Consider the following 22,850-nt stretch of genomic DNA (forward strand, 5'->3'; position numbering starts at 1 on the left):
GGCTCTGCGCTTTGCGCTTGGGAACAGGGGATACCGATGAAACACACACTTTTTGCACTGTCGCTCGGGTTTGGCGCGCTCATCTTTGTCACGCAGGCAAACGCGCAGCCCGCTCTTCAATGCGGCCCGCGCGCAATGGTTCTGGCGCAACTGGCCAACACGCACGGCGAAACCCGCCGCTCCATCGGGCTTGCCGAAAACAACATGGTGATGGAGGTGTTTGCCTCCGACACCTCCCAAAGCTGGACCATCACGGTAACGACGCCACAAGGCCAAACCTGCCTTGTCGCCTCTGGCACGGGGTTCGAAGGGATGGCAGACGCCCTGCCAGCCAAGGGCCAGCCGGTTTAGCCGTCATGGCGCAAAGGCGACCCACAACATCCGCAGCGACAGTATCAACAGCGCCCATAACACCAGTTTGAAAAACAGCTGCTCGGGCAACCATCTCACCAAACGCACACCTGCAAACACGGCCAATGTGGCGGGCAAAAACAGCCAAACGGCTGTGTTCAGGCTGTCAAACGACAAAATACCAATCGACCAATATGCAGGCAGTTTGACGGTGTTGACCCAAGTGAACAAAATGGTCGATGTGCCAGCAAACACCGCCTTTGGCATTTGCAAGGGGACAGTGTAAATCTGGTATGGCGGGCCACCCGCATGGCTGACAAAGCTGGTGAACCCCGCCGCCGTGCCCCAAACCAACCCCGGCCCAACCCGCGCTGGCCGCGCCTCGGCTGTGGCCCCCCAGCCCAGCAACCGGCTTGCGGCAAAACTGCTGCCAAGCGCGCCAATCACCCCGCCCACCATCGCCTCGGATACCAAATTGGCGGTGGCCCAGCCAATCAAAATACCCACCGCCGTAGCCGGAAACATAATTTTCAGCACCCGCAGATCATAGGAGCGCCGATACGCCCAGACCCCAAACCAATCGGACACGATATAAATGGGCAACAACAGCCCGGCGGCCTGCAATGGCGGCATCACCAGCGACAGAATCGGCACCGACATCATCGCAACCACGGGCAAACCGCCTTTGGACAGGCCCACCGCAATCGACGCTGCCACCGCCGCTGTCCAAAACCAAATGCCGTCCATACCGCCCCCAACCCCTGCCTGCCGCCGCTTTAGCGCAAACACTTGGCCCGCAACAGGCCCCCCCTCCGTGCTGCCCCTCCGTGCTGCCCCGCCGTGCTGCAATGCAGCGCCCTTGCGCAATGTGTCCCAAGGGGCTAGGCATCACGCATCAAAAAACCCACCCGGAGATTGAAATCATGGCCAGACCCAAGATTGCACTGATCGGCGCGGGGCAGATTGGCGGAACGCTCGCCCATCTCGCCGCGATCAAGGAATTGGGCGATATCGTCCTGTTCGATATTGCCGAAGGCACCCCGCAGGGCAAAGCGCTGGACATTGCGCAATCCGGCCCATCCGAGGGCTTTGACGCCGTAATGCGCGGCGCCAATGATTACGCCGATATCGCGGGCGCCGATGTGTGCATCGTGACCGCAGGCGTTGCGCGCAAGCCGGGGATGAGCCGGGATGATTTGTTGGGCATCAACCTGAAAGTCATGAAATCGGTCGGCGAAGGCATTGCAAAACATGCTCCGAACGCCTTTGTGATCTGCATCACCAACCCGCTGGACGCGATGGTTTGGGCGTTGCAGCAGTTTTCCGGCCTGCCGCACCACAAGGTGGTCGGCATGGCGGGCGTTCTGGATTCGGCACGCTTCCGGCATTTCCTGTCGGTGGAATTCAACTGTTCCATGCGCGATGTGACCGCGTTTGTGTTGGGCGGCCATGGCGACACGATGGTGCCCTTGGCGCGTTACTCCACCGTTGGCGGCATCCCATTGCCCGACTTGGTGGCGATGGGCTGGACCAGTCAGGACAAACTGGACGCGATTATTCAGCGCACCCGTGACGGTGGCGCGGAAATCGTGGGTTTGCTGAAAACCGGGTCCGCATTCTACGCGCCCGCAACATCGGCAATCGAAATGGCCGAAGCGTATCTGAAAGATCAAAAGCGCATGTTGCCTTGTGCCGCCTATTGTAATGGCGAATTGGGCGTAAAGGGCATGTATGTTGGCGTACCCACGATCATCGGCGCGGGCGGCATTGAACGCATCGCGGATATCAAAATGACCGTGCCCGAACAGGCGATGTTTGATAAATCGGTCGCCGCGGTCCAAGGTTTGATGGCCGCGTGCAAAGAGATTGACGGCTCGCTGGTTTAATCCGGCCTGCGGTGTAAATTAGGGGCTGTCCTGTGGGGCGGCCCCTTTTTCATGGCGATTTCATCACAGGGTTCTCTGCCTGTTCTCTGCGGTGTCTGTGTCGTTTGGCCGCGCCTGTCGCGCCCGTCTACCCTTTGCGCGCAATTTGTGATCACACTTTTCAAACCTGTGATCACAAATGTCGAAATTATCAGGGAAAAACTGATTTTACACGAATTCCCTTTTGAAATGGCCTGTTCTTGTGGCATGAGGGGCCAAATTCCTTATCTGTGGGACTGCTCATGAACATTCACGAATATCAAGCCAAAGCCCTGCTGCGCAGCTATGGGGCGCCTGTCTCCGATGGTCGCGCCGTGACGAAGGCGGAAGACGCCAAAACCGCAGCGGGCGAAATGGATGGTCCTTTGTGGGTGGTCAAGGCGCAGATCCACGCAGGTGGCCGCGGCAAAGGCCATTTCAAGGAGGCTGAAGCCGGTGAAAAAGGCGGCGTGCGCCTTGCCAAATCGGTTGAAGAAGCGGCCGAGATGGCCAAGCAAATGCTGGGCCGCACTTTGGTGACGCACCAAACCGGGCCTGCGGGCAAGCAAGTGAACCGCATCTATATTGAAGATGGGTCGGATATTGCGCGCGAACTTTACCTCGCGCTGCTGGTTGATCGTCAATCCAGCCGGATTTCCTTTGTCGCTTCCACCGAAGGCGGGATGGATATTGAAGAAGTCGCAGCAAACCGCCCCGAAAAAATCGTGTCCTTCTCGGTTGATCCGGCGTCGGGGTTGTCCGATTTCCACGGTCGCCGTGTGGCGTTCTCGCTGGGTCTGACCGGCGGTCAGGTTAAGCAATGCGTGTCTTTGATCAAGGTGCTTTACAAAGCTTTTGTTGAAAAAGACATGGAGATGCTGGAAATCAACCCGCTGATCGTGACGCCCGATGGCAACTTGAAATGCCTTGATGCCAAGATGAGCTTTGATGGTAACGCCATGTACCGCCACCCCGATATCGCCACCCTGCGTGATGAGACGGAGGAGGACCCGAAGGAATTGGCAGCCTCCAAGTTCGATTTGAACTACATCGCGCTGGACGGTGAAATTGGCTGTATGGTCAATGGTGCGGGCCTTGCGATGGCGACGATGGATATCATCAAGCTGTATGGCGCGGAACCTGCAAACTTCCTCGACGTTGGTGGCGGTGCGACCAAGGAAAAAGTGACCGAAGCGTTCAAGATCATCACAAGCGATCCAAACGTAAAGGGCATTTTGGTCAACATCTTTGGTGGTATCATGCGCTGTGATGTGATTGCCGAAGGTGTTATTTCCGCCGTTAAGGAAGTGGGCCTGAAGGTGCCATTGGTCGTGCGTTTGGAAGGCACCAATGTTGAAGAGGGCAAAGCCATCATCAAGAATTCCGGCCTGAATGTGATCGCCGCTGAAAACCTGAAAGATGGTGCGGAAAAAATCGTGAAGGCTGTCAAAGGCTAAGGGATTATGCTGATACTTGGTCGGGGGCTGCATGGCCCCCGGCAAAAACCGCGAACGGCGTCACGCCAGTGGAGCAGTTCAACAGTGCTGAGAGGGTATATTATGAAAAAAATCGCAATCGGATCGTTGGTTTTGATGATGCTGGGCGCTTGTGGGGGCGGAACTGGCGCTACTGGCAGTGATGGCATTGAAGAAGTGGTGTGCAACCAGCAGTCCGAATGGGCGCGCAGTGGCAAAGTGGACGGGACAGATATTTATATCACCTGCCCAGGCCAAGCCCGCCCCGGTTATTGAACAAAACATGCCAATGCGCGGCCCGCTGTCGCATTGGCCTTTGCGGGTGCCGATTGACTGGCACCTGCGACCAAAATCAAACTTTCGTCTGGCCTGATGCTGGACTGACCCATCAAGGAGGCCCGGATGGCCGTACTCGTCAATAACAACACCCGTCTGATCTGTCAGGGTTTCACCGGCAGCCAAGGCACGTTCCATTCGGAACAAGCCATTGCCTATGGCACGAAAATGGTCGGCGGCGTGACCCCCGGCAAAGGCGGTTCCACCCATCTGGACCTGCCCGTGTTCAATTCGGTGCATGAAGCGCGTGCTGTGACGCAGGCCAATGCCACCGTCATTTATGTGCCGCCTCCGTTCGCTGCGGACAGTATTTTGGAAGCGATTGACGCCGAGATGGAGTTGATCGTTTGCATCACCGAAGGTATCCCGGTGCTGGACATGATGCGCGTCAAGCGCGCGCTGGAAGGCACCAAGTCCCGCCTGATCGGGCCAAACTGCCCTGGCGTGATCACGCCTGACGAATGCAAAATCGGCATTATGCCCGGCCACATTCACCGTCGCGGTTCGGTCGGTGTTGTGTCGCGGTCCGGCACCCTGACGTATGAGGCGGTCAAGCAGACCACCGATCTGGGTCTGGGCCAGTCCACCGCTGTGGGCATCGGCGGCGACCCGATCAAAGGGTCAGAACACATTGATATCCTTGAAATGTTCTTGGCCGACCCTGAAACACATTCGATCATCATGATCGGTGAAATCGGGGGTTCTGCCGAAGAAGAAGCCGCACAGTTTTTGGCGGATGAACGCAAAGCGGGTCGGTGGAAACCCACTGCAGGCTTTATCGCGGGTCGCACCGCACCCCCCGGCCGCCGCATGGGCCACGCAGGCGCGATTGTCGCGGGTGGCAAAGGCGACGCGGAAAGCAAAATCGAAGCGATGAAGCGCGCCGGTATTGTGGTTGCAGAAAGCCCAGCCCACTTGGGTGAGGCGGTAATGCAGGCGATCAAGGCGTAAACTTGTAGGGTGGGGTTCAACCCCACCTTGCCCAACGTGTGATTGCCGGGGTGAACCCCGGCCTACGGAGCGGATATTGGGACCAGTTCAGGCCATAAAAACTTGTTTTGCCAAGTCCTTCCAGTTCTCTGGCCGCGCTCGTCGCGCGGAATACTGGTGGTTTTTACCAACTGGTTTGAGCGTTCCCGTCTCGGCGCTATGGCTGCAAAACATGCTTTGGCCAGACCTGCATGGCTTGCTGCGAATTGCTGTTTTTCTTTTCGCTTTGCTGCCACTGATGGCAGTGACCAGCCGCCGTCTTGTCGATACTGGCGAAGCGGCAATCGGCTTTGAAATACCAGCCAAAGCGCTGATCCTTTTTCTTGTGACATGTTGGGGCCTTGGTGCGCTTTCGGATTGGTTTGATACGGCGCTCATAGCGGGGGCCGATGGTCCAAGTGGCTTTGGCATGATGCTCGTCTTTTTGCTTGGGGCAGTGTTTATTTTGCCCTTTGCTATTGTGCAATTATGTGTCGGCTTCGCGTCGGGTTCTGCCCTGTTTGGGCAGATGACCGCACCCTCCAACACGTCTTTCTGTCCTACAGAATTCAACCTTAGAGAGGTCCAAAAATGACCGAACATTCCACCAATTCCCAGTTTCACGCACAGTCGTTCTTGGATGGCGCAAATGCGGATTACATCGACCAAATGGGTGCGAACTACGCCGCAGACCCGTCATCGGTGGATGAAAGCTGGGCCGAGTTTTTCAAGGAACTCGCTGAACCTGACCGCGTGGCGCAGGCCGCTGCTGCTGGTCCGTCTTGGGCGCGCGCTGATTGGCCGCCAATGCCCGTCGATGATTTGACCGCCGCCTTGACCGGCGAATGGGCTGTGATGCCCGCTAAGGAAGGCCGCGCGGCGGGCGATAAAATTGTCGCCAAAGCAGCGGAGGCGGGGGTGTCCCTGACGGACGCACAAGTGCAGCGCGCCGTGCTGGACAGCATCCGCGCGTTGATGATCATTCGCGCCTACCGCATCCGGGGCCATTTGGCCGCCGATCTTGACCCGCTGAAAATGCAAGACGTCACCACCCATCCCGAGCTGGACCCAAAGGCCTACGGGTTCAACGATGCCGATATGGACCGCCCGATTTTCATCGACAACGTGTTGGGCCTGCAGATGGCGTCAATGCGCCAGATCATCGACATCGTGAAACGCACTTATTGCGGCACGTTTGCGTTGCAATACATGCATATTTCCGATGCCGAACAGGCCGCGTGGCTGAAGGAACGGATTGAAGGGTATGGCAAGGAAATCGCCTTTACCCGTGAGGGCCGCAAGGCCATTTTGAACAAGCTGGTCGAGGCGGAAGGGTTCGAAAAATTCCTGCACGTCAAATATATGGGCACCAAACGGTTTGGCCTTGATGGCGGCGAAAGCTTGATCCCCGCGATGGAACAGATCATCAAGCGCGGTGGCGCGCTGGGTGTGCGCGAAATCGTGATCGGCATGCCGCATAGGGGCCGTTTGTCGGTGTTGGCCAACGTGATGCAAAAACCCTACCGCGCCATTTTCAACGAATTCCAAGGCGGCAGTTCCAAGCCCGAGGATGTTGATGGCTCCGGCGATGTAAAATACCACCTTGGTGCCTCCAGCGACCGCGATTTTGATGGCAATGTCGTTCACCTGTCGCTGACCGCCAACCCCAGCCATTTGGAAGCGGTTGACCCAGTGGTTTTGGGCAAAGTGCGCGCCAAACAAGACCAGATGAACGACACCGACCGCGAAAAGGTGCTGCCAATTTTGCTGCACGGCGATGCGGCCTTTGCGGGCCAAGGCGTTGTGGCGGAATGTTTCGGGTTGTCTGGCCTGCGCGGGCACCGCACCGGCGGCACGCTGCACATCGTGGTGAACAACCAAATCGGCTTTACCACAGCACCCGCGTTCAGCCGGTCTTCGCCCTATCCCACCGACATCGCGTTGATGGTCGAAGCGCCGATTTTCCATGTGAACGGCGACGACCCCGAGGCGGTGGTGCATGCCGCCCGCGTGGCGATCGAATTCCGTCAAAAGTTCCACAAAGACGTTGTTTTGGACATTTTCTGCTATCGCCGCTTTGGGCATAATGAGGGGGATGAACCCATGTTCACCAACCCGTCGATGTACACCCAGATCAAAAAACACAAAACCACCCTGTCGCTTTATACCGAACGTCTGGTCAAGGATGGCCTGATCCCGGAAGGCGAGATTGAGGATATGAAGGCCACGTTTCAGGCGCATCTGAACGCGGAGTTTGACGCGGGCAAAGATTACAAACCCAACAAGGCCGATTGGCTGGATGGGCGTTGGAAAAACATGTCACGCGAAGGCACGGAATATGAGGCGGGCAAAACCGCGATCAGTGCGGAGGCGATGGTTGAAATTGGCGCGGGCCTGACGCGCGTGCCCGATGGGTTTGATTTGCACAAAACCGTTGGCCGCCAGCTGGACGCCAAAACCAAGATGTTTGCCGAAGGCAAAGGGTTCGATTGGGCCACCGCCGAAGCGCTCGCCTTTGGGTCTTTGGTGACCGAAGGGTTCCCCGTGCGCCTGTCGGGCCAGGATGTGACCCGCGGTACCTTCAGCCAGCGCCATTCCGCCTTTGTGAACCAAGCGACCGAGGAACGGCATTACCCGCTGAACCACATCAAACCGGGCCAAGCACGGTATGAAGTGATCGACAGCATGCTGTCGGAATACGCGGTTTTGGGCTTTGAATACGGCTATTCGCTGTCCGAACCCAACACGCTGACCCTTTGGGAAGCGCAGTTTGGCGATTTTGCCAACGGCGCGCAGATCATGTTCGATCAGTTCGTGTCGTCGGGGGAGTCGAAGTGGTTGCGCATGTCGGGCCTCGTTTGCCTGCTGCCGCATGGGTACGAAGGGCAGGGGCCGGAACATTCGTCGGCCCGGCCAGAACGGTTCTTGCAGCAGTCCGCGAATGACAACTGGATTGTGGCGAACTGTTCCACCCCCGCCAATTATTTCCATATTCTGCGCCGCCAAATTCACCGCGATTTCCGCAAGCCGTTGATTTTGATGACACCGAAATCGCTGCTGCGCCACCCGATGTGTATTTCTGAGGCGGATGATTTCACCACGGGCTCCAGTTTCCACCGCGTGTTGTGGGATGACGCGCAAAAGGGCCATTCGGACCTGACGCTGAAATCCGATGATGAAATCAAGCGCGTAGTGACCTGCTCCGGCAAGGTTTATTTCGATTTGCTGGCGGCCCGCGATGCCCAGGGTCTCGACGATGTGTACCTGCTGCGCTTGGAACAGTTTTATCCGTTCCCGGCCATGTCGATGGTCCAAGAACTCAGCCGCTTCAAGGATGCCGAGGTGGTTTGGTGCCAAGAGGAGCCGAAAAACCAAGGCTATTGGGGCTTTGTAGAGCCGAACCTTGAATGGGTTTTGGGCAAAATCAATGCCAAATCTGCCCGTGCCCGCTATGCCGGCCGCGCCGCCTCTGCATCACCCGCAACGGGGCAGGCCAGCCGCCACAAAACCGAACAAGAGGCGCTGATCGTTGACGCGCTGACAGGGGGCTAGGGCGCATGGCAACCGAAGTAAGGGTTCCTACCCTTGGCGAAAGCGTGACCGAAGCGACCGTGGCGACCTGGTATAAAAAGCTGGGCGATGCGGTCGCGGTGGACGAAATGCTGTGCGAATTGGAAACCGACAAAGTCACGGTTGAGGTACCAAGCCCGGTGGCCGGAACCCTGACCGAAATCGTCGCGGCCGAAGGGCAGACCGTTGGCGTCGACGCCTTGCTGGCGCAAATTGGCGCGGCATCAGCAACATCTGCGGCGACCGCCAAAATATCAAATGACAAATCCGCAAAGGCCGAGGCCAGCGTGAAAGAGGGTAAAATGACCGACGTAAATGTACCAACGCTTGGCGAATCCGTGTCCGAGGCGACCGTCTCTACCTGGTTCAAAAAGGTGGGCGACATGGTCGCGCAAGACGAAATGCTGTGCGAGTTGGAAACCGATAAAGTGTCGGTGGAGGTGCCAAGCCCCGTCGCAGGTGTGTTGACCGAGATTATCGCGGCCGAAGGCGAAACCGTGTCCGCCAACGCCAAGCTGGCCGTGATTTCCGAAGGGGCGACCGCCCCCGCCGCCAAAGTGGAAAAGGTCGAGGCCGCCCCCGCCAAATCCGGCAAAGATGTGGAGGATGCCCCATCCGCCAAAAAGGCCATGGCCGAGGCAGGCATCACCCGCGATCAGGTCCAAGGGTCGGGCCGCGATGGCCGCGTGATGAAAGAAGACGTGGCAAAAGCCTCCTCTGCCCCCGCCGCAGCCCCCGCGCCAGTATCGGTGCCCCGCGCGCCTGTGCCCGCCGATGACGCGAGCCGCGAAGAGCGGGTGAAGATGACCAAGCTGCGCCAAACCATCGCGCGCCGCCTGAAGGAAAGCCAGAACACCGCCGCCATGCTGACCACCTATAACGAGGTGGATATGTCCGGCATCATGGAATTGCGCAACGAATACAAAGACATGTTTGAGAAAAAGCATAAGGTCAAACTCGGCTTTATGTCCTTTTTCGTCAAGGCTTGCACCCACGCGTTGAAAGAGGTGCCAGAGGTGAACGCCGAAATCGACGGCACCGATGTGGTCTATAAAAACTACGTCCATATGGGGGTTGCCGTGGGCACGCCGTCCGGTCTTGTGGTGCCTGTGGTGCGTGACGCCGACCAAATGGGCTTTGCCGCGATTGAGAAAAAGATCACCGAACTGGGCCTGCGCGCGCGCGATGGCAAACTGTCGATGGCCGAAATGCAAGGCGGCAGCTTTACCATTTCCAACGGCGGTGTTTACGGCTCGCTCATGTCCTCGCCCATCCTGAACCCGCCGCAATCGGGGATTTTGGGGATGCATAAAATCCAAGACCGCCCGGTGGTGGTAAAGGGGCAAATCGTCATCCGCCCGATGATGTATCTGGCCTTGTCCTATGACCACCGCGTTGTGGATGGCAAAGGGGCTGTGACCTTCCTTGTGCGCGTGAAAGAGGCGCTGGAAGATCCACGGCGGTTGCTGATGGATTTGTAAGGGGCGGTGGGTTTCACCCACCCTACGCCGCGACGATGATGTGGCGTAGGGTGGGGTTTTACCCCACCATTAGGGAGACCGAAATATGGATCTTATCCAAGGATTGGCAGCGGCGTCAGCCGCTATAGGGATTGCAAAAGACCTTCGTGAAATCGATCGTGGTGTCGACGAGGCGAGCTATAAACTTAAAATAGCTGAACTGATAAGCGCTTTGGCTGACACGAAAATCGCCCTTGCCGACGCAAAAGAAAAAATCACGTCTCTCGAGGCAGAGTTAGACCGAACGACAAAAGGCGATTTGTGCCCCAAGTGTCGGATTGGGCGGCTTTCGTTGGCGTCATCATCCCGAATGAGTATGGGTGGTCTTGGAAACTATGGTGTTGAAGAATGGAAGTTCACCTGCGGGAATTCAGAATGCGATTTCGAAACGAAAAAAGTAAATGATCCGCAAGGACTTGTCCCAAAGTTTATAGCAAAACGATGACCCCAGAACTCACAACCCTCGCCCTCGCGGCCCTCCTCCAAGCCGTCCAATTCGCCCTCTTCGCCATTCCGGCGAATATGGAACTCGGCACCGGCTACACCTCATCGGCCCGCGACCGCCCGCCAAGCCGCCAAATCAGTGACCGCACGGGTCGGTTGCAACGCGCGATGAACAACCATTTTGAAGGGCTAATCCTTTTCACCATCGCCGTTCTGGTTGTAACACTTGGCAACCAATCCACCCCCCTCACCCAAACCTGCGCTTGGGTCTACCTCGCCGCCCGCGTCCTCTATATCCCCGCCTACTTCTACGGCTGGCGGCCGGGCCGTTCCATCATCTGGGCCACAGGCTTTTTCGCCACCTTCACGATGATTATCGCCACCTTGGTATAAATCATCCGCTCAAACATATCCTCGGGGGGCGCTTGCACCACCCCCCGCTCCGCACCTAAGAAAAGGACACTCCCCATGGCAAGTTTTGACGTCATCATCATCGGCGGTGGCCCCGGCGGCTACGTTTGCGCCATTCGCTGCGCGCAACTCGGCCTGAAAGTGGGCGTTGTTGAGGGGCGCGATACCCTTGGCGGCACCTGCCTGAACGTCGGCTGCATCCCGTCCAAGGCGCTGCTGCACGCCACCCACAGCCTGCATGAGGCAGAGCATAACTTCGCCAAAATGGGCCTGAAAGGCAAATCCCCTTCGGTCGATTGGGACCAGATGAAGGCCTATAAACAAGAAACCATCGACGGCAACACCAAAGGCATTGAGTTTTTGTTTAAGAAAAACAAGGTCACTTGGCTAAAAGGCTGGGGCACCATTCCCGCCGCAGGTCAGGTCAAAGTGGGTGATGAGGTGCATGAGGCGAAAAGCATTGTCATCGCCACCGGGTCCGAACCCGCAAGCTTGGCCGGTGTGGAGGTCGATGAGAAAACGATTGTCACCTCCACCGGCGCTTTGGTGCTGAACAAAATTCCAAAGTCGATGGTGGTGATCGGCGCGGGCGTGATCGGGCTGGAAATGGGCTCGGTCTATGCGCGCTTGGGCACTGAGGTGACGGTGGTCGAATATTTGGACGCAATTACGCCGGGTATGGACGCCGAAGTGGCCAAAGCGTTCCAGAAAATTTTGACCAAACAAGGGATTAAGTTCATTCTTGGCGCTGCCGTTCAAGGGGCAACCGCCAAAGGCGGCAAGGCCAAAGTCACCTATAAGCTGCGCAAGGATGACAGCGAGGTGACACTCGACACCGATTGCGTGCTGGTTGCCACGGGCCGCAAACCCTATGTCGACGGGCTGGGGTTGGAGGCGTTGGGCGTTGAAATGGAAAAGCGCGGCCAAGTCAAAACCCACCATTTCGCCACGAATATCAAAGGCGTCTATGCCCTTGGTGATGCGATTGTCGGCCCGATGCTGGCCCATAAGGCCGAGGATGAAGGCATGGCGCTGGCCGAAATTCTGGCGGGCAAATCCGGCCATGTGAACTATGATGTCATCCCCGGCGTGATCTATACCACCCCCGAAGTGGCATCGGTTGGCCAGACCGAGGAGCAGCTGAAAGAGGCCGGGCGCGCCTATAAGGTTGGCAAATTCTCCTTCATGGGCAACGCGCGGGCCAAGGCGATTTTCCAGGCCGATGGTTTTGTGAAGATTTTGGCGGACAAGGATACCGACCGCATTTTGGGCGCGCATATCATCGGCCCTATGGCGGGCGATTTGATTCATGAGGTGTGCGTGGCGATGGAGTTTGGCGCATCGGCCCAAGATCTAGCACTTACCTGCCACGCCCACCCCACCTATTCCGAGGCGGTGCGCGAGGCGGCCCTTGCTTGCGGCGATGGGGCCATTCACGCGTAAACCTTGCGAAAAGGGGGCGTTAACCGCCCCCTTTTGTCATTCCGCCGCCACAGGCGTTTGATCGACCAGATGGACAATATCCATCATAATCCGGTTCAGCTCAAAATCTTTGGGGGTGTAAACGGCGGCCACACCCAGCGTGCGCAGCCGGACTGCGTCCTCCTCTGGAATAATCCCGCCAACGATCAGCGGCACCTCTGCCAACCCGCGCGCGCGCATAATGTCCAGCGTTTCTGTGATCAGCGGCAGGTGCGAGCCTGACAGGATGGACAGGCCAATCACATGCGCCTGCTCGTCGATCGCGGCCTGCACAATTTCGGCGGGCGTCAACCGGATCCCTTCATAATGGATTTGCATCCCGCAGTCACGGGCGCGGGCGGTGATTTGTTCTGCACCATTGGAATGACCATCAAGGCCCGGTTTGCCCATCAAAAACGTCAAGGGCCGCCCCAGTTTGGCGGCAACGGCCTGCACCGCTTCACGGATCGGCTCCAGCCCTTCGGTGCGGTTGGATGGGTTGCGCGAGACGCCTGTGGGCGCGCGGTATTCGCCAAAGGCCGCGCGGATGGTGGCCCCCCATTCGCCCGTTGTCACGCCCGCTTTGGCGCAGGCAATCGACGGGCCCATGATATTGGTTCCGTCCTGCGCGGCACTGCGCAGCGCGGCAAGCGCGGCCTCGACGGCCGCCGAGCTGCGGGCGGTTTTCCAATCGGTCAGGCGTGCGATTTGGTCTGCCTCCGCTTCGGGGTCGGCCACCATAATCGACCCATCGCCTGCGGTCAGCGGGCTGGGCGTGGTTTGCGTCCAACGGTTTACGCCGACCACGGTCGTTTCCCCCGTTTCAATCTTGCCAATGCGTTCGGCATTCGCCTCGACCAGACGGCCTTTCATATAGGCGATTGCGGCCACAGCGCCGCCCATCGCGTCGATTTGCGCCAACTCCTCGCGCGCGCCTACCTTCAACGCCTCCACCTTGCGGTCCACCGCCGGGTTGCCATCAAACAGGTCGTCATATTCCAGCAAATCGGATTCGTAGGCGAGGATTTGCTGCATGCGCAGCGACCATTGCTGGTCCCACGGGCGCGGTAGGCCCAACGCCTCGTTCCAGGCGGGCAATTGCACCGCCCGCGCCCGGGCCTTTTTGGACAATGTCACGGCCAAGGATTCGATTAAAATGCGGTAGACGTTGTTTTCGGGTTGTTGTTCGGTCAACCCCAGCGAATTCACCTGCACCCCATAGCGAAAGCGGCGGTATTTGGCGTCTTGCACGCCGTAGCGGTCCAAACAAATCTCATCCCACAGGTCCACAAACGCGCGCATTTTGCACATCTCGGTCACAAACCGGATGCCTGCGTTCACGAAAAACGAAATCCGCCCCACCATATTGGGGAAATCATCGGCGGAAACCTTTGCTTTCAAATCATCCAGCACGGCGCAGGCGGTGGCCAGCGCAAAGGCCAGCTCTTGTTCCGGGGTCGCCCCCGCCTCTTGCAAATGATAGGAACAGACGTTCATCGGGTTCCATTTGGGCAGGTGTTTTTGCGTATAGGCCGCGACATCGGTGATCATGCGCAGGCTGGGTGCGGGCGGGCAAATATAGGTGCCGCGCGACAGGTATTCTTTGATAATGTCATTTTGCACGGTGCCGTTCAGGTCCGCGATGTCCGCGCCTTGCTCCTCGGCCACCGCGATATACAGCGCCAGCAACCACGGCGCGGTGGCATTGATGGTCATCGACGTGTTCATCTGGTCCAGCGGAATATCCGCAAACAGCGACCGCATATCGCCCAAATGTGCCACGGGCACCCCCACCTTGCCCACCTCGCCCCGCGCCAATTCATGGTCTGAATCGTAACCGGTCTGGGTCGGCAGATCAAAGGCCACCGACAATCCGGTTTGTCCCTTGGCCAGATTGCCCCGGTACAGCGTGTTGGACGCGGTGGCGGTGGAATGGCCAGCATAGGTGCGAAACAGCCAAGGCTTATCTTTGGGGGGCATGGCATCTCCGTGCATCTGTGCGCAATTTTATTTCTTTATTTGATTGATAATAGACATTTTATGCCCGTGTCAATTCGCTGCGTTGCAGCAGGCGCAAAATCCTGTCGCGCGGCGTGAACGTGCCGCAGTAGACGCGAAATGCTGCTATGCAGCAGAAACAAAGTTACAAAAACGTACACGTAATCCTTGTAATGTTGCGCAAATCGCCTTACCTCTTGCGTAAAGCCGCATTGATTCTGCGATGCGGCGTGATCACACTGAACAGGAGGCCGGCATGGCACTGGATACGCAACCAAACATTGTTGCCTATGATGCACCTGAAAAAGACCTTTATGACATTGGGGAAATGCCGCCCTTGGGCCATGTCCCCAGCCAGATGTATGCGTGGGTCATTCGTGCCGCGCGCCACGGCGAACCAGATACCGCAATGCAGGTGGAGGTGGTGGACACCCCAAAGCTTGACAGCAACGAAGTGCTGGTGATGGTGATGGCGGCGGGTGTCAATTACAACGGCGTTTGGGCCTGTCTGGGGCAGCCGATGTCGGTGTTTGATGTGCATAAGGCCGATTATGCGGTGCTGGGGTCCGATGCGGCGGGCATCGTTTGGGCCGTGGGCGACAAGGTGAAACGCTGGAAAGTTGGCGATGAGGTGGTGATCCACTGCAACCAAGACGATGGCGACGATGAGGAATGTAACGGCGGCGACCCGATGTTTTCCACCAGTCAGCGGATTTGGGGCTATGAAACCGCCGATGGATCCTTTGCGCAGTTCACCCGCGTGCAGGCGCAACAGCTTATGGCGCGGCCAAAGCACCTGACATGGGAGGAATCGGCCTGTTACACCCTGACGCTTGCGACCGCCTACCGGATGCTGTTCGGCCATGAACCGCATGACCTGAAACCGGGGCAAAACGTGCTGGTGTGGGGCGCATCGGGTGGCCTTGGTTCCTATGCGATCCAGTTGATCAACACGGCAGGCGCTAACGCGATCGGCGTGATATCGGACGAGGACAAGCGCGCCTTTGTCATGGGCCTTGGCGCGAAAGGTGTGATCAACCGCAAAGATTTCAAATGCTGGGGGCAATTGCCCACCGTGAACACGCCAGAATATAAGGAGTGGTTCGTTGAGGCGCGCAAGTTTGGCAAGGCTATTTGGGACATCACCGGCAAAGGCAACAACGTCGATATGGTGTTTGAACATCCGGGCGAGGCGACGTTTCCGGTGTCGACGCTGGTGTGCAAAAAAGGTGGCATGGTGGTGATTTGCGCCGGAACCACGGGGTTTAACTGCACCTTTGACGTGCGGTATTTGTGGATGCACCAAAAGCGCGTGCAAGGCAGCCATTTTGCGCATCTAAAACAGGCGTCATCGGCCAACAACCTGATGCTGGAACGCCGCTTGGACCCCTGCATGTCCGAAGTGTTCCCATGGGCCGATATTCCCGCTGCCCATATGAAAATGCGCCGCAATGAACACAAGCCCGGCAATATGGCCGTGTTGGTCCAAGCGCCGCGCACCGGCCTGCGCACGTTTGAGGATGCGCTGGAAACCAGCAAGAACCGTTAATTGGTTAACCCTCCGGTTTTGTTAACCTTTTGTTAACCATGATAGCCGCCATTTCCCAATCGGAATGGCGGCTTTTTGCTTGCGCAACACTATTTGGATTGTGGTTACTGTTTGTTGACAGATCGCGGGTTAGGCTGTGAGGCACCGCATGATTTTGGGTGTTGGTTTCAACGATTAAAATTGGGGGCGCAATGCGCCATGACTGGATCTTTGACGTGTTGGCCGATCTGCGGGTCTATGCGGACGAAAACAACCTTCCCGCCTTGGCGGCGCAGGTGACTACCGCCCTGCAAGTGGCGCGGCTGGAGGCGGGGGCAGCCGCCACCCAATCGCCCCCACCCTTGGATGCGGTGGCCGATGCCATCGCTGAAAAGCGCAGGCGGGCGCATTAACGGGGGCGGGTGGTTTTTGCGGTGAAACTGGGGCTTGCTCGCTGGTCTTGGCGCGGCGGCACCGTTATGGTCGCTAAATGGCAAACACCGAACACACATTCTCCGACGATCAGGCCGAGGCTTGGGACAGGCTTTCCGATCAACTTCGGGGCATGGGGATTAATTTGGATAACGCCACCCTGACGCCCGCGATGGAAGGCAAATCCAGCGTGTTGGCGATTGTGGGCAAGGCCGGGTCTGGCAAAACCATGCTGTTGGCCAGCCTGTATAAAGCGATGGTCGCAGCGGGTGTCGATGTGGTGTCTGGCGATTATGAAGGCAAAAAACGCAAAGATCGCCGGACGTTGGCGATTTTGGCCCCGACAAATAAGGCGGCATCGGTGCTGCGGTTGCGCGGCGTGCCCGCGACCACCATCCACCGTATTTTGTATACGCCGCTGTATGACCCACAATATGAACAGATCGCGGAATGGTTGGCGGGCAACGGCCCCCGCCCGCAGGTGGAGGGGTTGAGCGAATTGGCGCTGGACCGCGCGCGCGCGTTTTATGATACCGTGGCGTCCATCCCCGGTGCCTTGGCTGCGGCGGGCCTGCGCGGATCCGATTTCATCAAAGGCTGGAAACGCCGGGAGGAGCCACTGGATGTTGGGTTTGTCGACGAATCCTCGATGCTTGATCAGCGCCAGTTTGATGATCTGCGCGAGATTTTTCCAACTTTGGTGCTGTTTGGCGACCCTGCACAGCTGGCACCCGTGGGCAGTTCGGGCGAGATGGTGTTCAACACGCTTGGCTCCACCCGCAGGCTGGAATTGTCACGCATCCACCGCCAAGCTGAAGGCAATCCGATTTTGGACCTGGCCCATGCGCTGGCCGACCCCAGCCTGACGTTTGAACGGTTTGAACGCATGGTGGAGGAGGCTGCGGCGCGCGACCCCCGCGTGGAAATGGCGCAGCGGGTCGACAGTGATTTGATGGCGCGGTCGCCCGTTCTGGTCTGGCGCAACGCGACCCGGATAAGGTTGATCACCGCCTTTCGCGCCGCCCACGGTGCCCCTGAATTTGAACTGATCCCAGGGGAGCCGTTGATTTGTGATGGCATCGAATTGCCCGTAAAACACCGCAAAAAACGGATTGACCTAGAGGCGCGGGGCCTGATCAAAGGCGCGCAAGTGATCTATATGGGACCGGGCAACCGCGACGGGTTTGCCCGCCTGCATGTGGTGGGCGCCGAGGAGCCGCAAGTGTCTGCGGCCAGCATCATCAAAATTGAAAAACCGGATGAGGATGAACCGTTCATCCCGTCTGCCGCGAAAATGGGGGCCGCGTTTTTGCACGGGGCCGCCGTGACCATTCACAAGGCGCAAGGCAGCCAATGGGACACGGTGCAGGTGTTTGCGCCCGACCTGTGGGCGGCCGCCCAAGCGGGGCGCAGCGAGGCGGGGATACCGCTGTGGAAACGCCTTGCCTATGTCGCGATCACCCGCGCCCAAGACCGCCTGCTGTGGGTGGTGCGCAACCGCCTTGCGCGCCCGATCACGGTGCTGGGCGTGTCAGATTTGGTCGCCAAACCCGCGCCGCTTGCGTTAGAGGTGGAGGAATAGGGCTTTCGTCCCGCCCCGCCGCCGCCTATGACTTTGCCAAATCAGGAGAGTGTCATGACCGCCGTTTTCGTCCAATTCCGCTGCACCCCCGGCAAAACCTATGAGGTGGCCGATGCGATTTATGACCGGGAGGTGGTGTCCGAACTGTTTTCCACCAGCGGGGAATATGACCTGATTGCAAAGGTTTATATCCCCGAAGGGCAGGACGTAGGGCATTACCTGTCGTCGTCACTGTTCGACATTCCGGGCATTGTGCGGACCTTGACGACGATGACGTTCAAAGCGTTTTAGGCCTGTTTTGGGGCAAGCGCCGGGGGGCTGCGCTGCCCCCCCGGACCCCCCGCAGGTATTTTTGCCAAGACGAATGAGAGGGTTAGAGCCACGCGCCGCGTTGGGTTCCGACGGCTTGGGCGACCGTGGTGTAGCCGTCACGTTCCAACAATGAGTCCAGCCCTGCTGCGATATCGCCTGCAAGGCTGATGCCATGGTAGACCATTGCGGTGTAAAGCTGCACTGCCGATGCGCCGGCGCGAATTTTGGCATAGGCTTGATCGGCTGTGCTGATACCGCCCACGCCGACGAGGGGGATTTTGCCATCTGTCAATTGCGACAGTTGTGCCAGAATGCGGGTGGATTTTTCGAACAGCGGCGCGCCAGACAGCCCGCCCGCCTGATTTGCGTGGCGGCTTTTCAGCCCATCGCGCGCCAAGGTGGTGTTGGTGGCGATGATACCGGAAACGCCGGTGGCGAGGGCGACTTCGGCGATTTGGGCCAGCTCTTCGTCGGTCAGATCTGGGGCGATTTTTAGAAAGATCGGGATGGCGGAGGCGAGTTCGTCGCGCACCTCCATCACGCCGGTCAAAAGGCCGGTCAGGGCGGCGGCCCCTTGCAGGTCGCGCAGTTTTTCAGTGTTGGGCGAGGAGACGTTGACGGTGGCAAAATCCACATGATCGCCGCAATGGGCCAGCACATGCACAAAATCTGCCGCGCGGTCGGTCGAGGTTTTGTTGGCCCCCAGGTTCAGCCCCACGGGCACGCCGTTTGGGCGTTTGGCGAGGCGGGTTGCAATCGCCTCCATCCCTTGGTTGTTAAAGCCAAAGCGGTTGATGGCGGCGCGGTCTTTGGTCAAGCGAAACAAGCGCGGTTTGGGGTTGCCGGGTTGGGGCAGGGGGGTTGCCGCCCCCACCTCGAGCCAGCCAAAGCCGGATTGCATGAGAGCAGGCAGACATTCGGCGTTTTTATCATATCCGGCGGCGAGGCCCACGGGGTTGGGCAGCGCCATGCCGGCCAATGTGGTGACAAGGCGCGGGGTGGCAAAAGGGCCGGGTGTGGGGGCCAGCCCCAAGCGCAGCGCCAGCACCGACAGCCCATGTGCGCGTTCCGGATCGATTTGATGCAGCGCCCGCAAGGCCAGACGTTCGGTGACTGTCATGCTTTTAGTCCCGCGAACATATGGCCTTCCGGGAAGATATGGCCCGTGGCGCCCAAAGGCAGCGCCTTGTCCCAAGCCACATCCGACATGCGCAGCATGCGGTAAAGATGGGGGAACAGGGCGCCATCGCGCGACGCCTCCCACCGCAGATCGCTGCCCAAGTGATCCGCCTCTACCGCGACCAAAACCAGATCGGATTGGTCCGCGAAATAGAGGGCAGCCGTTTTTGCCACCTGTGCGGCGGTGGAAAAATGGACATACCCATCGGCCACATCAATCGGTGCGCCCGTGGTTTGGCCTGCCTGTTGCAGCTGGTTCCATTCGGAACGGCGAAAGATTTTGAATATCAACATGGGCTTGTTCATGCACCGAGGGGGGATTTGCGTCAATGGCCCCCGTGCGGTTGGACTGCTGTGCGGTTGGACTGCTGCGCGGTTGGACTGCTGTGCGGTTGGACTGCTGCGCGTTTGGAATGCTGTGCGGTTGGCCCCCCCCTTTCGTTTCACGCCCCGTGCGCCCCCCTCCGTGCCATTCGCGTATCATGCTTTGACAGACGCGCGCTGCGGCGCAATGATAGGGCCTTATCCAACAGGAGTATTGATGATGAACAGATTGGCCACAGGTTTTTCCGCAGCCTTGCTAGGCGCGACCGCCTTGGTGTTGCCCTTGGCGGCGGCGCAGGCAGATACCATCAAACTAACGTTTCTGGGGGTGGGCGACATCTATAATTTCGCGGATGAGGATGGTCGTGGCGGTTTTGCCCGCCTGAACGCAGTGGCAAAGGCCGAACGCGCCGCCAACCCCAATACGATCTATGTGTTTGATGGCGATATGTTGTCGCCGTCGATCCTATCGGGGTTTGACAAGGGGCAAAACACGATTGACCTGACCAATCTGGAACCGTTTGATTTGGCGGTGCCCGGCAACCATGAATTCGATTTTGGGCCGGAAAATTTCCTCGAAAAAGTTGCGGCGTCGAAATATCCTTGGGCCGCGATCAACATCACGCAGGCCGATGGGTCGCCGCTGCCGGGCGTGGGTGGTGTGATGATGAAAGAGGTGGCGGGGCTGAAAATCGCGCTTATTCCCGTGGCGCAAGACACGTCGCCCACCGTGGCCAACACTGGCGACCTGATCTTTGGGCCGACGGTTGAGATGGGGATTGCTGCCGCCAAACAAGCGCGCGACGATGGCGCCGATCTGGTCGTGGGTGTGGTGCAAACCGACAAGCGCAATGATGAGGCGCTGATTGCGTCCAAAGCGTTTGACGTGGTGCTGTCGGGCGATGATCACAGCTATGGTACGTCTTATGATGGGATCACGGCCTATGTCGAAACGTCGATTGACGGGAAATTCCTGTCGCCGCTGGATTTGATGGTGGATGTGACCGAGGCGGATGGCAAACGCACGGTGAAATGGACGCCGATGTTTCGCTTTATCGACACCGCCAGCGTGACGCCCGACCCCGAATCCCAAGCGATGGTGGACGCGCTGCAAACTCAGTTGGATGTGAGCTTGAATGTCGAAATTGGGGCCACAACGGGTATGCTTGATTCGCGCCGCAACGTGATCCGGGCAGAGGAATCGGCCATGGGCAACTTGATCGCCGATGCCATTCGCGATGCGACGGGGGCCGATATTGGGCTAGCCAATGGCGGCGGTATTCGCGGCGACACCACCTATGACGCGGGGCGGATGCTGACGCGCCGCGATGTGTTGACCGAACTGCCCTTTGGCAACGCGACCGTTTTGACCGAATTGCCGGGCAGCCAAGTGTTGGCCGCATTGGAAAATGGCGTGTCGCAGGTCGAAAAAGGTGCGGGTCGATTCTTGCAACTTTCGGGGGCCACCATTGTGTATGACCCAACCGCCCCCGCTGGTGCGCGGATTGTGGAGGCAACGGTGGGCGGTGCGCCGCTGGACGCCGATACGCTGTACAAGGTTGCCGCGAACGACTTTATCCTTGGGGGCGGCGATGGATTTGGCGCGCTTGGGGGTGGCAACGTGTTGATAAACGGAGGCAACGGCAACTTGATGGCGAATGATGTGATGGATTACATCGTCAAAATGGGTGGCGTGACCAGCGTGGTTGAGGGGCGAGTCAAAAAGGTCGGCGAATGACGCTGTAACGGTTTGACCGGGGGCAAAGGCCGCGCAAATGGGTGCGGCCTTTGCTTTTTGGCGCAGGGTTTTAGGTATTTAAGCCAAGATGAAGGGAAAGGGGGGCAGATGTGCGGGCGGTTTTTGATGACGCAGCCAAATGATGCGCTGGCCCGGATGTTTGACGCGGTTCCTGACAATGATTTGCCTATGGGGCCGCGGAACAACATTTGCCCGACGCAAAGCGTGGCCGTGGTGACCGCAGGGCGGCGGTTGCAGGCGATGCGCTGGGGGTTCATCCCAAGCTGGTATGCGGCCCCCGCGCAAGGGCCGCTGATCATCAACGCGCGGGCTGATACAATTGCGACCAAGCCTGCGTTTCGGGATGCAGTGCGCGCCCGGCGCTGCATTATTCCGGCGGTTGGGTTTTACGAATGGTCGGCAGGGGACGGCGGCGCGCGTTTGCCGTGGTTGATCACCCGCAGCGATGGGGCGCTGATGGCCTTTGCGGGAATTTGGCAAGCGTGGCAGGGGGCGGCGACCTGTGCGATGGTCACGGTGGACGCGGGGCCGGGGCTGGCCGCAATCCATCACCGCGAACCTGTTATTCTGGACCCCGCCGATTGGGCGCTGTGGTTGGGCGAGGCGGGGCATGGGGCTGCCCCTTTGATGGTGGCGCAGGGCTTGGGCGTGTTGCAATCACACCGCGTGTCGCCCGCCGTCAATTCCAACCGGGCAGAGGGGGCCGCGTTGATCGAACCGTTCGAGGGGTGAATTTGCCGCCCACGGCGCTTGCACTGGGGGGGCTGTGCGATTATAGGTTCAGAGACGCGGGCGTTGTGTAATGGTAAGACCTCTGCCTTCCACGCAGAAGACGCGGGTTCGATTCCCGCCGCCCGCTCCACCTTCACAGTCAATTTTGCACGGTTTGGTCCATCCAAAAGGGTTCAAACACGTTGCCGTCCGGGTCTTGGAACGTGCGCCCATACATAAAGCCGTGATCGGTGGCGGGTTTGGGTTCGGTGCCACCTGCGGCAAGCGCGGCATCGACCATCGCATCCACCGCCGCGCGGTTGTCACGGTTCAGCGCGATCATAACGGAGGTGGTTTTGTGCGGGTCCGCGCGGGGCAGAGTGGCAAAGCTGTCGAATTTTGTGTGCGAAAGGACCATCAGGTTGATGTTGTCCGCGATCACCACACAACAGGCCGTTTCATCGGCAAAGTTCAAATTCAGCGTGAATCCAATGGCTTGGAAAAACGACTTTGATCGATCCAGATCAGACACGGGGATATTGATGAAAACCATTTGGGTCATTCGGCGCGTCCTTTGTAAAACC

General features: G+C 58.5%; 22 protein-coding genes and 1 tRNA gene. 18 read left to right on the forward strand and 5 right to left on the reverse strand.

From position 1 onward, the window contains the following. Nucleotides 1–36: 36 nt before the first annotated feature. Nucleotides 37–351 carry a hypothetical protein gene (locus BMY36_RS12560; RefSeq protein WP_050518338.1) on the forward strand — a complete coding sequence of 105 codons (315 nt, stop codon included), beginning with the start codon at nt 37–39 and terminating at the stop codon, nt 349–351. 3 nt (nt 352–354) lie between these two features. Here the strand turns inward: BMY36_RS12560 and BMY36_RS12565 are convergent, their stop codons facing one another. After that, nucleotides 355–1,098: a sulfite exporter TauE/SafE family protein gene (locus BMY36_RS12565; protein WP_050518310.1), complete on the reverse strand. Its 744-nt coding sequence runs from the start codon at nt 1,096–1,098 to the stop codon at nt 355–357. Between the two features lie 176 nt (nt 1,099–1,274). Between BMY36_RS12565 and mdh the strand changes: the two genes are divergently transcribed. The 10 genes from mdh (at nt 1,275) to lpdA (ending at nt 12,423) form a co-directional block, all read left to right on the forward strand. Then, nucleotides 1,275–2,237: a malate dehydrogenase gene (mdh, locus tag BMY36_RS12570; RefSeq protein WP_050518339.1), complete on the forward strand. Its 963-nt coding sequence runs from the start codon at nt 1,275–1,277 to the stop codon at nt 2,235–2,237. A gap of 281 nt (nt 2,238–2,518) precedes the next feature. Further along, on the forward strand, nt 2,519–3,712 hold the full coding sequence (gene sucC, locus BMY36_RS12575; protein ID WP_050518311.1) for an ADP-forming succinate--CoA ligase subunit beta: 1,194 nt from the start codon (nt 2,519–2,521) through the stop codon (nt 3,710–3,712). Nucleotides 3,713–3,814: 102 nt separating this feature from the next. Beyond that, complete coding sequence (locus BMY36_RS12580) at nt 3,815–4,006, forward strand: hypothetical protein (protein ID WP_050518312.1); 192 nt, start codon at nt 3,815–3,817, stop codon at nt 4,004–4,006. A gap of 126 nt (nt 4,007–4,132) precedes the next feature. After that, nucleotides 4,133–5,017, forward strand: coding sequence for a succinate--CoA ligase subunit alpha (gene sucD / locus BMY36_RS12585; RefSeq protein ID WP_050518313.1), 885 nt, complete (start codon nt 4,133–4,135; stop codon nt 5,015–5,017). Nucleotides 5,018–5,093: 76 nt separating this feature from the next. Continuing rightward, nucleotides 5,094–5,630, forward strand: coding sequence for a DUF805 domain-containing protein (locus BMY36_RS12590; protein WP_074818779.1), 537 nt, complete (start codon nt 5,094–5,096; stop codon nt 5,628–5,630). After that, the gene (locus BMY36_RS12595) at nt 5,627–8,587 is read left to right on the forward strand and encodes a 2-oxoglutarate dehydrogenase E1 component (RefSeq protein WP_050518315.1); all 2,961 of its coding nucleotides are present in this window, start codon (nt 5,627–5,629) and stop codon (nt 8,585–8,587) included. Before BMY36_RS12590 ends, BMY36_RS12595 begins: the two co-directional genes overlap by 4 nt. A gap of 5 nt (nt 8,588–8,592) precedes the next feature. After that, nucleotides 8,593–10,086 (forward strand): 2-oxoglutarate dehydrogenase complex dihydrolipoyllysine-residue succinyltransferase, encoded by a 1,494-nt coding sequence (gene odhB, locus BMY36_RS12600; protein ID WP_050518316.1) that lies wholly within the window; start codon nt 8,593–8,595, stop codon nt 10,084–10,086. Nucleotides 10,087–10,171: 85 nt separating this feature from the next. Continuing rightward, nucleotides 10,172–10,570, forward strand: a complete 399-nt coding sequence (locus BMY36_RS12605; RefSeq protein WP_050518317.1) for a hypothetical protein — start codon at nt 10,172–10,174, stop codon at nt 10,568–10,570. After that, nucleotides 10,567–10,962, forward strand: a complete 396-nt coding sequence (locus BMY36_RS12610; protein ID WP_050518318.1) for an MAPEG family protein — start codon at nt 10,567–10,569, stop codon at nt 10,960–10,962. The genes BMY36_RS12605 and BMY36_RS12610 overlap by 4 nt, the downstream gene beginning before the upstream one ends. 75 nt (nt 10,963–11,037) lie before the next feature. Continuing rightward, entirely contained in the window at nt 11,038–12,423 is a 1,386-nt protein-coding gene (gene lpdA / locus BMY36_RS12615) for a dihydrolipoyl dehydrogenase (protein ID WP_050518319.1), read from the forward strand. A gap of 36 nt (nt 12,424–12,459) precedes the next feature. Here the strand turns inward: lpdA and BMY36_RS12620 are convergent, their stop codons facing one another. Next, on the reverse strand, nt 12,460–14,421 hold the full coding sequence (locus BMY36_RS12620; RefSeq protein WP_050518320.1) for a methylmalonyl-CoA mutase family protein: 1,962 nt from the start codon (nt 14,419–14,421) through the stop codon (nt 12,460–12,462). 274 nt (nt 14,422–14,695) lie between these two features. Between BMY36_RS12620 and ccrA the strand changes: the two genes are divergently transcribed. From ccrA to BMY36_RS12640, 4 genes are all read left to right on the forward strand, one after another. Then, entirely contained in the window at nt 14,696–15,988 is a 1,293-nt protein-coding gene (gene ccrA / locus BMY36_RS12625; protein WP_050518340.1) for a crotonyl-CoA carboxylase/reductase, read from the forward strand. A gap of 191 nt (nt 15,989–16,179) precedes the next feature. Further along, nucleotides 16,180–16,380 carry a hypothetical protein gene (locus BMY36_RS12630; protein ID WP_074818781.1) on the forward strand — a complete coding sequence of 67 codons (201 nt, stop codon included), beginning with the start codon at nt 16,180–16,182 and terminating at the stop codon, nt 16,378–16,380. Between the two features lie 77 nt (nt 16,381–16,457). Beyond that, on the forward strand, nt 16,458–17,981 hold the full coding sequence (locus BMY36_RS12635; RefSeq protein ID WP_050518322.1) for an ATP-dependent DNA helicase: 1,524 nt from the start codon (nt 16,458–16,460) through the stop codon (nt 17,979–17,981). Between the two features lie 54 nt (nt 17,982–18,035). After that, a complete protein-coding gene (locus BMY36_RS12640) occupies nt 18,036–18,272 on the forward strand; it encodes an Lrp/AsnC ligand binding domain-containing protein (RefSeq protein ID WP_050518323.1) in 237 nt (78 codons plus the stop codon). A gap of 82 nt (nt 18,273–18,354) precedes the next feature. Here BMY36_RS12640 and BMY36_RS12645 read toward each other — a convergent pair whose 3' ends face one another. Together BMY36_RS12645 and BMY36_RS12650 are read right to left on the reverse strand one after the other, a co-directional pair. Beyond that, a complete protein-coding gene (locus tag BMY36_RS12645) occupies nt 18,355–19,413 on the reverse strand; it encodes a quinone-dependent dihydroorotate dehydrogenase (protein ID WP_050518324.1) in 1,059 nt (352 codons plus the stop codon). Then, nucleotides 19,410–19,766 carry a DUF952 domain-containing protein gene (locus BMY36_RS12650; RefSeq protein WP_050518341.1) on the reverse strand — a complete coding sequence of 119 codons (357 nt, stop codon included), beginning with the start codon at nt 19,764–19,766 and terminating at the stop codon, nt 19,410–19,412. Before BMY36_RS12650 ends, BMY36_RS12645 begins: the two co-directional genes overlap by 4 nt. 247 nt (nt 19,767–20,013) lie before the next feature. On the opposite strand from BMY36_RS12650, the gene BMY36_RS12655 reads away from it, so the two are divergent. From BMY36_RS12655 to BMY36_RS12665, 3 genes are all read left to right on the forward strand, one after another. Continuing rightward, nucleotides 20,014–21,534 carry a bifunctional metallophosphatase/5'-nucleotidase gene (locus tag BMY36_RS12655; RefSeq protein WP_050518325.1) on the forward strand — a complete coding sequence of 507 codons (1,521 nt, stop codon included), beginning with the start codon at nt 20,014–20,016 and terminating at the stop codon, nt 21,532–21,534. 108 nt (nt 21,535–21,642) lie between these two features. Further along, nucleotides 21,643–22,287, forward strand: coding sequence for an SOS response-associated peptidase (locus BMY36_RS12660; RefSeq protein ID WP_050518342.1), 645 nt, complete (start codon nt 21,643–21,645; stop codon nt 22,285–22,287). Between the two features lie 56 nt (nt 22,288–22,343). Next, nucleotides 22,344–22,417: transfer RNA gene (locus BMY36_RS12665), tRNA-Gly, on the forward strand. A gap of 9 nt (nt 22,418–22,426) precedes the next feature. On the opposite strand, the gene BMY36_RS12670 is transcribed toward BMY36_RS12665, so the two are convergent. Beyond that, the gene (locus tag BMY36_RS12670) at nt 22,427–22,828 is read right to left on the reverse strand and encodes a VOC family protein (RefSeq protein WP_050518326.1); all 402 of its coding nucleotides are present in this window, start codon (nt 22,826–22,828) and stop codon (nt 22,427–22,429) included. Between the last annotated feature and the right edge of the window lie 22 nt (nt 22,829–22,850).

It is taken from the genome of Pseudorhodobacter antarcticus, from assembly GCF_900110135.1.
GTDB lineage: Bacteria > Pseudomonadota > Alphaproteobacteria > Rhodobacterales > Rhodobacteraceae > Pseudorhodobacter > Pseudorhodobacter antarcticus.

Bases quoted from the DNA above. Each gene is read 5' to 3' on its own strand.
- BMY36_RS12560 (WP_050518338.1), top strand. From the start codon at position 37: ATGAAACACACACTTTTTGCACTGTCGCTCGGGTTTGGCGCGCTCATC.
- BMY36_RS12565 (WP_050518310.1), bottom strand. From the start codon at position 1,098: ATGGACGGCATTTGGTTTTGGACAGCGGCGGTGGCAGCGTCGATTGCG.
- mdh (WP_050518339.1), top strand. From the start codon at position 1,275: ATGGCCAGACCCAAGATTGCACTGATCGGCGCGGGGCAGATTGGCGGA.
- sucC (WP_050518311.1), top strand. From the start codon at position 2,519: ATGAACATTCACGAATATCAAGCCAAAGCCCTGCTGCGCAGCTATGGG.
- BMY36_RS12580 (WP_050518312.1), top strand. From the start codon at position 3,815: ATGAAAAAAATCGCAATCGGATCGTTGGTTTTGATGATGCTGGGCGCT.
- sucD (WP_050518313.1), top strand. From the start codon at position 4,133: ATGGCCGTACTCGTCAATAACAACACCCGTCTGATCTGTCAGGGTTTC.
- BMY36_RS12595 (WP_050518315.1), top strand. From the start codon at position 5,627: ATGACCGAACATTCCACCAATTCCCAGTTTCACGCACAGTCGTTCTTG.
- odhB (WP_050518316.1), top strand. From the start codon at position 8,593: ATGGCAACCGAAGTAAGGGTTCCTACCCTTGGCGAAAGCGTGACCGAA.
- BMY36_RS12605 (WP_050518317.1), top strand. From the start codon at position 10,172: ATGGATCTTATCCAAGGATTGGCAGCGGCGTCAGCCGCTATAGGGATT.
- BMY36_RS12610 (WP_050518318.1), top strand. From the start codon at position 10,567: ATGACCCCAGAACTCACAACCCTCGCCCTCGCGGCCCTCCTCCAAGCC.
- lpdA (WP_050518319.1), top strand. From the start codon at position 11,038: ATGGCAAGTTTTGACGTCATCATCATCGGCGGTGGCCCCGGCGGCTAC.
- BMY36_RS12620 (WP_050518320.1), bottom strand. From the start codon at position 14,421: ATGCCCCCCAAAGATAAGCCTTGGCTGTTTCGCACCTATGCTGGCCAT.
- ccrA (WP_050518340.1), top strand. From the start codon at position 14,696: ATGGCACTGGATACGCAACCAAACATTGTTGCCTATGATGCACCTGAA.
- BMY36_RS12630 (WP_074818781.1), top strand. From the start codon at position 16,180: ATGCGCCATGACTGGATCTTTGACGTGTTGGCCGATCTGCGGGTCTAT.
- BMY36_RS12635 (WP_050518322.1), top strand. From the start codon at position 16,458: ATGGCAAACACCGAACACACATTCTCCGACGATCAGGCCGAGGCTTGG.
- BMY36_RS12640 (WP_050518323.1), top strand. From the start codon at position 18,036: ATGACCGCCGTTTTCGTCCAATTCCGCTGCACCCCCGGCAAAACCTAT.
- BMY36_RS12645 (WP_050518324.1), bottom strand. From the start codon at position 19,413: ATGACAGTCACCGAACGTCTGGCCTTGCGGGCGCTGCATCAAATCGAT.
- BMY36_RS12650 (WP_050518341.1), bottom strand. From the start codon at position 19,766: ATGTTGATATTCAAAATCTTTCGCCGTTCCGAATGGAACCAGCTGCAA.
- BMY36_RS12655 (WP_050518325.1), top strand. From the start codon at position 20,014: ATGATGAACAGATTGGCCACAGGTTTTTCCGCAGCCTTGCTAGGCGCG.
- BMY36_RS12660 (WP_050518342.1), top strand. From the start codon at position 21,643: ATGTGCGGGCGGTTTTTGATGACGCAGCCAAATGATGCGCTGGCCCGG.
- BMY36_RS12670 (WP_050518326.1), bottom strand. From the start codon at position 22,828: ATGACCCAAATGGTTTTCATCAATATCCCCGTGTCTGATCTGGATCGA.